The sequence below is a fragment of the Paenibacillus senegalensis JC66 genome, assembly GCF_000285515.1.
GTDB classification, from domain to species: Bacteria; Bacillota; Bacilli; order Paenibacillales; family NBRC-103111; genus Paenibacillus_L; species Paenibacillus_L senegalensis.
In genome coordinates, this window is the sequence record NZ_HE610959.1 from 395,556 (window position 1) to 409,477 (window position 13,922).

General features: G+C 49.1%; 9 protein-coding genes. All 9 read right to left on the reverse strand.

Translation table 11 applies throughout. The features are described 5' to 3' along the window. Positions 1-2: 2 nt before the first annotated feature. Positions 3-821, reverse strand: coding sequence for a GDSL-type esterase/lipase family protein (locus tag PSHG_RS13780; protein ID WP_010273715.1), 819 nt, complete (start codon positions 819-821; stop codon positions 3-5). Positions 822-1,272: 451 nt separating this feature from the next. Then, positions 1,273-2,031: a sugar phosphate isomerase/epimerase family protein gene (locus PSHG_RS13785; protein WP_010273717.1), complete on the reverse strand. Its 759-nt coding sequence runs from the start codon at positions 2,029-2,031 to the stop codon at positions 1,273-1,275. Positions 2,032-2,157: 126 nt separating this feature from the next. Continuing rightward, entirely contained in the window at positions 2,158-4,008 is a 1,851-nt protein-coding gene (locus PSHG_RS13790; protein WP_010273719.1) for an ABC transporter ATP-binding protein, read from the reverse strand. Further along, positions 4,005-5,780: an ABC transporter ATP-binding protein gene (locus PSHG_RS13795; protein WP_010273721.1), complete on the reverse strand. Its 1,776-nt coding sequence runs from the start codon at positions 5,778-5,780 to the stop codon at positions 4,005-4,007. Before PSHG_RS13795 ends, PSHG_RS13790 begins: the two co-directional genes overlap by 4 nt. A 677-nt stretch (positions 5,781-6,457) precedes the next feature. Continuing rightward, the gene (locus PSHG_RS29415) at positions 6,458-7,894 is read right to left on the reverse strand and encodes a dynamin family protein (protein WP_052310066.1); all 1,437 of its coding nucleotides are present in this window, start codon (positions 7,892-7,894) and stop codon (positions 6,458-6,460) included. Further along, a complete protein-coding gene (locus PSHG_RS29420; RefSeq protein WP_052310067.1) occupies positions 7,891-10,152 on the reverse strand; it encodes a dynamin family protein in 2,262 nt (753 codons plus the stop codon). Before PSHG_RS29420 ends, PSHG_RS29415 begins: the two co-directional genes overlap by 4 nt. Before the next feature lie 90 nt (positions 10,153-10,242). Next, complete coding sequence (locus tag PSHG_RS13805; protein ID WP_010273723.1) at positions 10,243-10,515, reverse strand: hypothetical protein; 273 nt, start codon at positions 10,513-10,515, stop codon at positions 10,243-10,245. Positions 10,516-10,622: 107 nt separating this feature from the next. Continuing rightward, positions 10,623-11,300, reverse strand: coding sequence for an endonuclease III (nth, locus tag PSHG_RS13810; protein WP_010273724.1), 678 nt, complete (start codon positions 11,298-11,300; stop codon positions 10,623-10,625). Between the two features lie 259 nt (positions 11,301-11,559). Next, complete coding sequence (locus tag PSHG_RS13815; RefSeq protein WP_010273727.1) at positions 11,560-13,872, reverse strand: S-layer homology domain-containing protein; 2,313 nt, start codon at positions 13,870-13,872, stop codon at positions 11,560-11,562. Positions 13,873-13,922 lie beyond the last annotated feature (50 nt).

Genomic DNA, 13,922 nt, shown 5'->3' on the forward strand with positions numbered 1-13,922 from the left:
TGTTATTGCAGAACCTGAATGACACGCTCCGCCATGCGCTTATAACCGTCAGCATTCGGGTGAAAATGATCCTCGGACAAATAACGGGACAAATACGTCTGGAACAGATCATAGGTAGGTACCACCGTCAGATTGGGGTACACGTTGGACAGCTGGATAGCCCGGCTGTTCCACTCCTGGATCAGGGCAGAACCGAGACGGTCGTGATCAAAGCTAAGAAACGGATGATAGAGTCCTAAATAAATAATTCTTGTCTCCGGATTCAGCCCCGCAAGCTCCGCCAGAATCTCTTCCAGCCTGTCCACGGATTCCGGCAGCTTGTTGGCCACATGCTCAAAGTCGAGCTCCAGACTCTCTGGCTCATTCCTGCCAGCCTGTCCGATTCCCAGCTGGAACAAGTCATTGCCGCCAATCGTCAGCAGAACGATATCCGCCTTCGCTACGGATTGACGCACCTCGCTGTTCTCGGCCTTAATCAGCTCCAGCAGCTGATCGGTCCGGCTTCCGGAAACCGCATAGTTCCATACATAGACCTCTTTTTCCTCTTCACCTCTAAGAAAATCAGCCACCCGACCCACGTAACCTTCTCCTGTAGGGTCGCCAACGCCTCTGGTGAGTGAATCTCCGAGGCCTAATATCTGAATTCGGGATTGGTCTCTTACCGGATCTGGCTGTATCTGCCCGTCATTAGGTGCAGCCATTTCCACGTCTCCTTGGGGATTTAAGATGCTTTGCACGGCATATACAAACCCTCCGACAAATAAAACGGTAGCTGCTAAAGCTGCAATACCCGTTAGTCTCCAGAGCAGTCTCGTACTCATACAAACCTCCCCCTACAAGTTGTTGGTCTTTTTTATACAAAGCTCTCGATCTATACGATGATACCTTAACGTTTAGAGTAATGGTTCAGTAAGCAATTTGCAAATTCAGAGAGGATTCTTGAACTCCACAATAAAAAAAGCTTGCCGCATACCTGGAAAACCCTCGACTGTCCGCTTAGTCAACCTTCTTGTCAGCTGTACGCATTAGAAAGAAAAGAGAAAGATCCGCATCCTTCCCACGGAAAAAGCGGACCTTTCTCTTGCAGCTTTCAGGCCAAAGGTATAGCCACCCTTAGTCTTATCGGCAAGTCACAGCACTATAAGAACTGTTTTAGTAAAAAACGCTCATCTTGGACAGGCTGCAAGGCGTATCAAGCCATAGTCAGCGCTGCAAATCGGTCCGGCAGCGAGAACCCGGCAATGCATTCCGGGCGCCAGTTCAAGACTAAGCTTATCGGGCTCCGGCAAGCTGATGCAGATAGGTTAAGCTAATGCGCAAGCTATCCAGAGGATTCCCTGGACACTGGTCCTGTTCTACAGCATACCATTCGACACCGTATTTTTCTCCCCATTCCAGCAGCGGGGCGAACTCAATTTGTCCGGTTCCCAGCTCGGCAAAGGTTTCTCGCTCATCTGCTGACATATCCTTTAGATGAATGATGGGCATGCGGTGGCGGTACGTATCGATAAATGCCAGCGGATCCTGTCCGCCCTTCTTAACCCAATACACATCAATTTCTGCCAGAAGCGCATTATCATCTGCCGGCTCCAATAAATACTCCAATGCGGATTTGCCTTCTATCTCCGTATCGAATTCAAATGCATGATTATGATAGCTGATGCGGTATCCGTCCCCAGAGAGCCTCGCCGCAAGCTCATTCAGCTCCTGCCGCAGACTGCGGTACCCCTCTGCATTTCTGACTTCCGGCGGAATAGCCGGGCAGATCAGATCCTTGGTATCGAACAATAGCGCTTCCCTCAGAACCTCATCCAGGTCATTGCGAAGCCGGTCCAGCGCCACATGCATGCCGGCCGTTCCCAAACCTGTTTCTTTCAATACTGCGGCGATTTCTTCCGCGTCAAAGCCGTGCAGTCCGGAAATTTGCACCCCGGCCCACCCCATTTGTTTAAGCTCTCTCAATACTGCGGGAAAATCTTGTTTGAGCTCTTCTCTCAAAGTGTACAATTGCGCTGCAAATTTGTGCTTCAATCGATCTCGCTCCTCTCCCAACTATTGCAAACGTTTCCAGTGCGTATCATACCATAAAATGACCCGGACGTATATGTCCGGGCCGGGTAAATCTTCTAAGAAAACCGGTTAAACGAGTCTTTTTCTTCAACCGGTTTCTTCTGCTAGAAATTTGTATTGCGCTTGAATCAAGCCATAATAGATGCCCTGCTTCTTCATCAATTGATCATGATTGCCGGTTTCCATAATCCGTCCGTGGTCCAGCACCACAATGTTGTCGGCATGGCGGATCGTAGATAGACGATGCGCAATGATGAACGAAGTTCTTCCGGCAAGGAGCGTCTTCATAGCATCCTGTATTTTTAACTCCGTCTCGGTATCAATACTTGCCGTAGCCTCATCCAGAATCAAAATGCGGGGATCGGCAAGCAGCGCACGCGCGAAGGACAGAAGCTGACGCTGCCCCATGGACAGGATGTTCCCGCGTTCCTCAACCTCCGTGTCATAGCCGTTCGGCAGGTTGATAATAAAATCGTGAGCATGTACGGCCTTAGCGGCACGTTCCACCTCTTCATCCGTAGCGTCAAGCTTTCCGAAGCGGATATTTTCACGGATTGTTCCGGAAAAAATAAACGTATCCTGAAGCACGATACCGATTTGGGAACGGAGGCTCTGAATCGTAACTTCTCTAATATCCTGTCCGTCAATAATGACCCTGCCCTGCACCGGATCGTAGAAACGGCACAACAGATTGATAATCGTACTCTTTCCTGATCCTGTATGCCCGACCAACGCAATCGACTGGCCCTGCTGGACCTTAAGATCAATATCATTGAGCGCCGGGCGTCCCTTTTCATATTCGAATACGATCCGTTCAAGACGGATATCTCCCTTGATCGGTGCAAGCTTTTTAGCCTGTTTAGACTCGGCTACCGTAGGCTGTTCATCGATGAATTCGAAAATTCTCTCCGAAGAAGCCATCGCAATCAGCAATTGGGAGTACATCTGACCCAAACGGGTAATCGGCTCCCAGAAAAAGCCAATATAGGTGGCAAAACCGACCAAAACTCCCACTGACAATTGATTGTTGCTGATTAACGTCGTTCCGTACCAGAACAAGATGCAGTAACCAATGGCGCCCGTTACTTCAATGAGCGGGCCGAAAGATTGGTTTAAACGGGAAGCCCGGTCCCAGGACTTCTTGTTGACGTCATTCATATCGTTGAAGTATTTCATATTTTCACGCTCTTGCGCGAAGCTCTGCGTCACCTTCATCCCTTGAATGCTTTCATTCAAATGCGAGTTGATGCGGGACTGCTTCATTCTCACATCCTGCCAGGCTCTGCGGATTCGCTTCCGCAGCGATGTCGAAATCACGAACATGATCGGTACCGTAATCATAATAGCCAGGCCAAGCTTTACGTTAAGTGCAAGCAAAATAATGACAATTCCGATCAGTTGGATACAATCAATCAACAGATTGACGACACCGTTCGTAAACAAATCCTGCAGCGAGTTGATATCGTTGGTGATCCGCACCAGCACAGACCCTGCCGGACGCTTATCGAAGAAGCGAAAGGACAGGGATTGGATATGCCCGAACAAGTCCTTGCGCAGATCATAGATCATCTTCTGGCCGATGATCGAGGTATGGCGAATCCGGTAGCTGCTTGCCAGCCATTGGATAATATACAACACGACCATGACGAGTACTATAGTAATCAGCAGTTGGGGATTCGGTTTGGTTAATGCATGGTCTATTGCATAGGCGATCATCAGCGGAATCGCCAGCTTGGTCAATGTAACCAGAATCGTTACGAAGATAATCGGAATCATCTGCTTCCGATAAGGAGTAAGATATTTACCCAACCGTTTGACCTGACCCCAGTCAAACGGTTTTTCCATAATCTCATCATCCTGGTAGACAAAGCGCTGCTGAGACGGCTGCTGCTGGTTCAGGCTGTTATCCTTATGACTTGCTGCTTGTTTCGTACTCAATTGGCACACCTCTGCTTTTCTCTCACCTCAGCGGCAGTTTGCGGCCGGTCGGCATATTGAATATTGTAAGTATCCAGGTAAGGTCCTTCCTCATTTAGCAGCTGTTTATGGGTTCCTCTCTGTATGACTCGGCCTTTATCCAGCACAAGGATTTCATCAGCATGTCTCAAGGAAGAGATGCGGTGCGCAATGATAAAGGTTGTTCTGCCCTTCATCAATTCGCTGAAGCCCGCTTGGATTTCATGCTCAGTCTCCATATCCACCGCACTTGTAGCGTCATCGAGTATAAGGATTTTCGGATCCTTTAACAGGGCTCTCGCAATCGCAATCCGCTGCTTTTGCCCCCCGGACAAGCCCATCCCCCGCTCGCCCACTACCGTATCATAGCCTTGCGGCAGTTCCATAATGAAGTCATGGGCTTTCGCAAGCTTGGCCGCACGCACAATCTCGTCCATCGTTGCATTCCGGTTACCATAAGCAATATTGTTGCGGATTGTCGCGGAAAAGAGAAACGTTTCCTGAAAGACGACCGCGATCTGCTCGCGCAAGCTAACCAAATCATAGTCATTTATGTTGCGCCCATCTATCAAAATACGGCCTTCCTTAACGTTGTAAGCTCTCATCAAAAGCTGGATGACCGTCGATTTGCCTGCACCGGTCGCCCCTAGCAAGCCGATGACGCTCCCGGCAGGTGCCTTCAGCTGCAGATCGTAGAGGGAAGGCTGACTCTCCGGATAAGCAAATGTCACATGATCAAATTCCACATCGCCTTTTAAATTTTCCGCTGTAACCTGCACCGCTTTCTCCTTGTTCTTGACATGGACGTAATGGTGCAGCAGCTCCAGAATCCGTTCCCCGGACGCTTTTGATTGAGTATAGTTGTTGATATGAATTCCGATGCTCCACATAGGAGTAATGACATACCAGATCAGGCTGAAGAAAGCGACCAGCTCTCCTACAGTCAGCTGCTCTAGAATAACTAGATAACCGCCTACTCCCAGCAGCAGGATGACGCTGATATTGGCCAAAAGCTCAATTACCGGAAAATACTTTGCCCAGATATGGGCGGTATGCACGTTAGTTCCTTTGTAATTGTCGCTTTTTACAGCGAATTTTTCTATTTCGTAAGGCTCCCGCGCGAACGATTTAACGGTTCGGACCCCGGTGATGTTCTCCTGGGCTGCTGTAGTCAGCTCGCTAAGTGAACGGCGGATGCTGCGGAAAGCCGGATGAATCTTCCCTTCGAAGCGGATAGCTGTAATAGCGAGCAGCGGCATCGCAACCATGGTAAGCAGCGAGAGCTTCCAGTTAATGCTTAGCATCATCGCCATGCCGAAAATAAACATCAGCATGACATTAAGAATCTGGGCGAAACCAAATCCGATAAACTGGCGGATAGCTTCCAGATCCGCTGTCAATCTCGACATCAGATCTCCGGTTCTCGCCTTGTCATAAAATTGAAATGATAAGGTTTGCAGCTTGTCGTAAAGAGCATTTCTCAGGTTAAAAGCTACCCGATTGCCCAACCGCCCCCCGGCAAATCCATGTAAAAATTGAAAGAGGCCTTTAAGCGAAACGATCCCAAGAACGAGCAAGGCCAGATAAGGCACTGGTTCGAAATTCCTAGGCACAATCACGTCATCAATCAGATACCTTAGCAGATTCGGATAAATCAACCCGAGCGCCGTCGCAACGGCCAAGCATAAAATAGATGCAAAGAAAAACCGCTTTTCCTTCCAATAATACTCTTTCAGCTGCTTTAATACATTCATCCTTTTCCCTCCTAGTTTTGCCAAGCAAAACTTCGCATCGCCTGTGCAGGGCCCCCTCCCCCTCCACGAACCCCCCTTGTTCGTTGGCAAATTGGAAAGTATCCGCCCTACGTGTACGGAAGCAGCCAGGATGCCTGACTATAAGCTTATCTGTGCCCCGGAATTATGGATTTAGGGCAATCAAACAGGCTTTTCCGCTAAACCTTTAGGTATATTATCACCATCCGAATCCAGCGGCAATAAGGAGAAAACCTCTAAATGTCCTCAATATCCACATTTGCCTAAAAAAAACAGATACAATCCTCTATTATCTTTCAAATAGTCGAAATCCCCCCAATTGCTTGCGGTTTCCTCAACCTTTTAAAAATTCCTCTTTTTGACTAGAAAATATTCCGCTGGGCCTTGCTAGGCAAACGCTCATCTCCGGCACAACTACAATTTTTTCACCGCGCTGGGCTGCTCGCCTGGTTCCGCGTGTGCCACCCGCTAGGATCCGCGCTGGACCGACCGCCGGGCTACGCGCTGGGCTGCTCGCGGAGCTACCGCTCGGCTGCCCGCCGGGCGCAGTTAGTCGCAGGATGCATTTTAAACCACTTCTGAACAGCTCTTCGTTATACAACAAAAAACCGGCCTATGCGACCGGTTTTGCTCCCTCGTAAGGAAGAATGGGAATTCTATTAGGCTTCCGAAAGCTGCAGCAGACGCTGCCTTGCTGCTTTAAGCTGCTCCAGATCCACGGACAGCTGGAGGGCGTCTGTCCAGCCCTGAACTTGCTCGCCCAGTGATTCCATTTCTTTGGCCATTCGCTGCTGGTGTGCTTCGGCCATTTGTTTTTGATAAGAAGTGGTTAATAATGCCTGGTGACGCTCCGCATAACGCTCCATTACAATGCCAAACTGCTGCTCCAGCTCTGCTTTCAGCAGCTCCTTGCCATTCCCTTCAAAGAAGGACTTGCCGTTCTTGTACATTTTCAGCAGCATTTTCACATTAGGCTCTACGGCATCCAGGAACTCCTCTACCTGCGGGGTGGCAAAAGCAACAGCATCATAGGTTTCGTGAGGAAACTCAGGAAACCATACCGCATAATTCTCCCGCCAGCGGGCTAGAAGCTGTTCAAGAGTCCTGTTCATCCACTGTTCCACGCGCAAGGTGGTGGCCAACACTTCCTGGGACAGATCGTAGGAGAGCAGCCGGTGCAGGTCATAATGGCAGGCTCTCAGAGCCTGGCCCTTATCGCCGCCATCTGCCAAAGCGCTGGGATTAAAGGCCAAATTGTAGAGATCGGTAAACCTAAAGCCTACTCTTTGTTTAACGTAATATAATAGCTCGGCAATCTCTTTCTCCAAGTCTGCGTGCCAGTCCGCTTTCCATTCAGATTGGACGAGCTGCTCCAGCTTGGCATAGGCTTCCTGCAGCCGCTGTACCTCAGCTTCTCTCTCCGCTTTGCCTTTGGCTGCCTGAGTAATCCATTCCTGCAGGATGGCAGCTGCTCTTGCAAATTCAGAGCTCGCTGAACGCACGGCAATATCGGTCAGCTCTTCAAGCGTAAAGCGGATAAACTCGCGTTCGAACGTTGCGATGCCTGATTGATTCAGCAAGTCGGCATCCTTTGCCAGCTTGGCAGCAACGGCTTGCTGGCTGGACAGCGGATAAATTCTCGCATTGCGCACACCTTGAGCAAGCAAATTTGCCTCCACATGAGACACTACCGCATCCAGCTCCTCCTGGTCTTTCGCCAGATCAGCTGCGTTCACTATAAAAAACATTTTATCGAGCTCGAACGTATCTTTCACTCTGCCCAGCTGCAGCAGAAATTCCCGATCCGCCTGGGAAAAGGCATGATTATAGTAGGTCACGAACAGAATGGCATCCGCATTTTTTATATAGTTAAAAGCTACTCCCGTATGTCTTGCATTGATCGAATCGGCCCCTGGAGTGTCGACGATGACCATTCCTTGATCGGTCAAAGGGTTAGAGTGGTAGAGCTTGACGCCTTCAACAAAACAGGAGCGCTCCTCATTGGCCACATAATCATCGAATTCATGGAGGGTAACGGTCAGCGTCTCCCCGAAAACCCCACTCGCCTGCGGCCAGCCGCGCCCGACCGCCTTCAAAAACGTGTAATGGGGCTTGGCCCCTTCCGCAACATTGCCCGGCTGTAATTTTCAATAGCGGCCAAGGCAGCCTCTCGTCCATTCCAATCCTCGCCAAGCACCTCAAGCGAATACCGAATTTCTTCTTCAATTTTATCGGCTGTTTTCATCTGCACCAGTACAGTGCCATGCGGACAGTCCGCTGCAGGCGGCAAGATGGTGTTAATCGCGGCGGTTGTCGGATTAGGAGAGACAGGCAGAATCCGTTCTCCAAGCAGCGCATTGGCAAACGAGGATTTCCCGGCACTGAACGCGCCGAACAAAGCAATCGTAAAGCGGTTCGTCTCTAGCCGCCCCGCCTTCTCCAGCATCGACCGGGAAGCGGATCGAAGCGAGGCGATGTCGGCTATCAGGGCGGACGCTTCCCGCAGGTTGCGGGCTGTCTCCTGCATGCGTGCCCGTTGTTTTCTCACTTGCTCCAAAGCAGCTTGTTCATGAGCTACCTGCTCAGCTGCCCTTCCCGCTTCAGCCTCTTGAACGGCGACCGCTGCGGGCGAAGCTCCCTGCACGGCGGCAGCTGACTTGCCCGGTGCCTTTCCTTTCGCATTAGCAGAAGCCTGCAGGGCAGGCATCGCTAGCGATTCTGCTTCCAGAAATTGCTCGCGGTCAAAATCAGCGGGATTTGGCAGACGAAGCGCCGCTTCGTTCCATTCCTGCTCGATCTGCTGAATCATCAGCATGTACTCCTGCTGTTCTTCGTTCTCAAGAGTTTGAAGCTTGTGGTAGGCAGCCAGCTGCTGCTCTTGCTTGCTTACTATCTCCTTGAGTCCCCGAGCTTCTTCCTCCACCTGTACGGAAACAGCCTGCAAGCTCCATTCCAGCAGCTCCTGCACAGCGCGCCTATATTGACCCTTAATTTCCGACGCGATTTGCCTGCAGTAATTCAAAGTATATTCGCCGCTGAATTCGGCGCCGGAATGCACCTGAGAAGCCAGCCACCCGCCTTCCGGCTGCTGCTGGATACCATCCTGCAAGCTGTCCGGTAGCGAATCGGAAAGCTTGTGTGTCTGAACCAGCTTCTTAAAAAACGACTGCAAATGCCAGGTTAACCCTGCCTGCACCTTCTCCGCAAGGTCATCGCGAAACGCTTGCAGCCGGGCATCTATTTCTTTCGCGGTTTGCGCCGCGCGGTTAAAAAACCCGACCTTAAATCCAGGCTTGCGGCTATCCAAATAATGTTGAGCTAAATCACGAGTTACAGCAGGAGTCAGATTGGCGTTATCAATAATCGAGTCGGTTTCTTTCTTCCACACTGCATACCACTGTTCGGCCCGCTGCGCCAGCTCCTCTAATTTCCGCCGGTTCGATTCGTAGGCTTGTATCGCTTCATCAGGAGACTCCAGGGCCGACAATTCCTCCCGCCAAGCAGCTTTCACCTCTTGATTCGCTTCAGCTATATGCCGGCTGTAGTCTCCGACAAGCTGAACAGCCGAATCCCTTGCGCTTCTCTGCCTTAAATCTTCCGCCATCTGCATAAGATTGCGCAGGGTCCAGATGAGCGGCTGCCACTGCTGCTCAGGATGATCCGGCTCGCGCAAGCTTAAATAAAAAATACCTTGCGGCTGGATATTCCAGTTCGCAAACGCTTCCTTCACGCTGCGGGCGAACTGCTCGAAAGGCAGCTCTTCTTCACGATGCTTGTCTATCTGATTGACAATCAAATATAGCGGTTTGCCCCACTCCTGGAGGTGCTTCGTAAATGTTAAATTCATTTCCGACTGGACATGGTTATAATCCATTACATAGAACACCACATCTGCCAAATGCAGCGCCGACTCGGTCGCCAGACGGTGTGCGTCATCTGTAGAATCAATGCCAGGCGTATCCAGTAGCACGGTTTGTTCAGTCAGCAGCGGGCTCGGATAATGAATAGCCACGGTGCGGATGCGGTCCCCGTCCTTACAGTATTCCTCCAGCTGCTCTAACAGCACGGGCAGCGGTTCTTCCTGATCGTTATAATAAATGGAGGCAGCCGGCTCACCCCGCGCAATCGACACAATATTGGCACTCGTCGGAATCGGACTGGAAGGAAGTAAAGGGTGCCCGCATAATTGATTGATTAAACTCGATTTACCTGCTGAGAAATGTCCGCAAAACGCTATATAAAACTGGCCGTAATCCAGCTTCTTCTTCAATTGATGCATTTTAGCGGCGTTTGCCAAGTCTCCCGCCGACTCCATCTGCTGAGCCAAACGGATAATCGTTGCTTCTCCACTCATCCTGCATGTCTCCTGACTGTCACTATTCGTAAACATAGAAAATACAGCCTAAAAAAGGCCTAAAAGAAAAAAACCGAAATTCATCGGTTTCTAGTTTACCACACTTTCTTTTTCCGGGAGAAGTATTTCAAAAACATCTCCATGCTGGAGAATCGTAATTTCCGTATCTTTAATTTTCATAACAACGACCTCCGGCTTTGCTCTCATCCGTTCAAGATAGTTGTCCGGTACTGTTCCCGCTTCACTGACAACAACACCCTGAAACTCTTTTTCTTCGTTGTCCTCGAAGGAAGCTTCTAAAATTTCTTCATAGATGTCCGAAAACGATTCAAAATTGTTGGTATATACCGAGATACATTTCATTATAGTTGTCCCATCCTTTGTAGTTTGTCTAGTCTATGCAGCCAGCTTGATTTTTCCTGTTTGCCAATTTCCCTTCGGCGATTATGGCCATAGCGGGATGGTGCCTGTTACTTATTGTTTACTTCTACCGCTTTCCTATTCTTCCCAGACTTCATTCTTTTTTTACCTTCTCTGCAAATGTCCAGCAATGGACAGATTTCGCAGCGGGGATTCTGGGCTTTGCAGTGATACCTTCCAAAAAAAATCAAGCGATGATGGGTTTGCGTCCATTCTTCGCGAGGAACCTTCTTCATCAGGCTTTTTTCCACTTCTAGAACGGAATCTTTCAGTTTGGCTAATCCCAGCCTTTTGGAAACTCTCTCCACATGAGTATCTACAGCAATAGCCGGGACATCAAAAGCGTTGGAGACGACTACATTGGCCGTTTTACGTCCCACGCCCGGCAGCTCGACCAATTGCTCGTGCTCCCTAGGAATTTCTCCGCCGTACTTGTCCAAAATCATGGCACATAAGCTTTGGATATTCTTCGCTTTATTCCGGTACAAGCCAATCCTGCGGATGTCCTGCTCCAGCTCTGACAACGGGACAGCCAGGTAATCTTCCGGTTTTCTATATTTCTGGAACAAATCCGCTGTTACTTTATTGACCGTTTCATCCGTACATTGGGCTGACAACAACACAGCTATCGTTAGTTCGAACGGATTCGAATGATTAAGCTCACAGTGCGCGTCGGGAAACATCTCGGCGATCGTATCCAAAATATGACGGACCTGCTGTTTGTTCATACCGTTGTCTCCCTTCTACTGATGGTTCTTGCCGGCCGAAAGACCGCAACATCGAATACCCTACAGTGTAACTAATTTAATAACTACATTCAATGACCAAAAAGAGATAAAATCGAATATTTTATTACATTCACAGGTTCAAAAAAAATGCCGGGCAAGAGGGTCCCCCCCTGCCCGGCAGCTGCAGCTGCAATTCCATTACTGAACCTTTCAGGAATGCAAGAACTGCTGCCTGTTACTATGATGGCAAACCGACTCCTTAATTGTTCGCAACCAATTGAACTGTTTGAACCGATTTTCCATGGAACGTCACTTTAAGCTTCATACCTGCTGTCAGCTGACTCCAATTAATGGCGTTACCATTGGCATTCAATAATTTGGCCTGCTGAGGAACCGTATAAGACACCGTACGTCCGTTGGAATCCTTAACAGTCAGCTGGCGAGATGATTCAACACGGGAGACGAGTTCATAATCAAGCGTCTGCACCACTTGGATGTTGTACACCAGATTCTCATTCACTGCGAGAACAACTTTGACTTTATCTCCAACTTTAAGATCTTGAACGGTAAATTGATCTTCGTTAAGTTTTTCCACCGATACATGCGTGTTCAGCTTTAAAGGCAGGAATTGGTTATCTGGCATCGACAAGGTTAAATCACGTGTTGTCGGATTGATGTTGGAGATTACACCTTCATATCCGCTGTTCATGTTGATGCTGACCAGATCTCCGCTATTGTTAAACGTCAGATCTACCCGCGTACCCGCACGGAAAATAGTTGCAAAAGACTCGAGAGGGATGCTGGTTCCATTAGTATAGAAAGTAATGCGGTCATTCAGTGTGTAAATTTCGGGCACGTTGTTTTCTTTTACAATGAGGTACTTGTTGTCCTTGTCATAGCTCATGATTTCCGCATTGTAAACTTTGCTTTCTACACGCTCACCGACTATAATTTTTTGAATCAGGTTCTCCTGGTTCAAATACAGCGTCAAGTCATCCCCTATTTGCAGCTCAGCAATAGAAGACGTGTCCTTCCAAGGCATGACCACTTCTACCCGGTTGTCATAGGCATAGCTTCCAAACTGGTTATCCGATTTCTGCACAGTCACATAACGGGAGCGGCCATCCGTCTTAATGTCAATCATCCGTCCCTTTTCAATCGATTCGACTACGGAAGTGAGCACTTCAACCTCGACCAGTCGATTGTTCTCTACCTTGAAGCGAATCGTATCTCCAGCGAATAATTGGTTCAGCGGCCTCATTCCGTCCCTGTACTTAGCCGAAAGATTTTCTTCGTACGGGAATTGCTGTTCATCCCCGCCGTCCTCTTTGAACTTAAGCTTCTTGCCTTCGGTATCAACGGAAACAAAGGTGGCGATACCCGATTTATTTACCGGCACCTCATTTACGACAATCTTAACCACTTGACTGTTAGCCCCAGTTGTTCTGCTGATCTCTACTTGACTTCCCTTAACCAGAGCAGACAAGCTCAGTCCGTTGCCGTTTTTATCCGTGATCGCAACGTTGTTCAACAAGTTCAATGTCTCAGTTGTTCCGCCATGCACAAGGATAATGGTGCCTTCCAGGATATCAACCTCTTCCAGCACTCCCTGCAGTGTTTGATACGATGCTTCTTCCAAAACCTCAATATAATAGGCGGTATTGCCATCGACTACGGTATAAATCTGATAACCCGGCTGCAGGCTGCTGCGGGAGATGATATTATTGCTGGCATTGTAATAGATCGAATCCGATGTAGTCCGCAGATTATGGATATCTCCATCCTTGTCAATGACTTCAATAGAATTGGAAGTCACCTGACTGATCGTTCCAACCGTTACTTTGTCAGATTGAACAGGGGAATGAGGCTCCGCCCGGCTAATAAATGTGGCCATCTGAGCTCTGGTCACAGCTTGCTTCGGTTTAAAGGTATTATCCTCAAAGCCGTCAACAATTTTCAGCGCCACCGCTTCGTTAATGAAACCAACATTGCTGTCCGAAATTTGACCGTGATCGGCAAAGCCGCTCGATTGGTTCTTTTTGCGATCCGCTTCTGATTGTTTGTCTAATGCCCGGATAACGAGCTTCGCCACCCACTCGCGAGACGCCGGTCTAGTTCCCCAGGAAGTCTCTCCGGAACCTGCGGAAGTTTCCTCGCGTATAACAATTAACCCGTGCTCAATCGCCGTGATGACATAACCTCTAGCGTAATTGGATACAGTAAAGGGCAGCACGGTGTTATCTGTTTTTACAGCGAGCGCTTCTTCCTCAAGCCCCATCAAACGGATCGCCAGGATAACAGCATCCTGATGGTTAACCTGACTCTCTGGATTATATCTTCCACGGTCGTCACCCTGAATAATTCCTTGTAAAGCCAGCTTGGACACATAAGAGTGAGCCCAGTGCGATGAAGGCACGTCCGGGAATTGAAAATTTAGAGCGGCGGCTTTTACGGCACCCGGCGCGGAGTTCGCAAACACAGGCAGCGCGCCTCCTATCGGAGCTCCCAATAACAAAGTAGAGGCGACCAAAGAAGCCAGTAGTTTTTTCTCTTTCTTATTCCCCGATTTCATTCCTCTTCCCCTTTCACCTTTTAAGAAGACAACTTTAAAATGAAAACTCT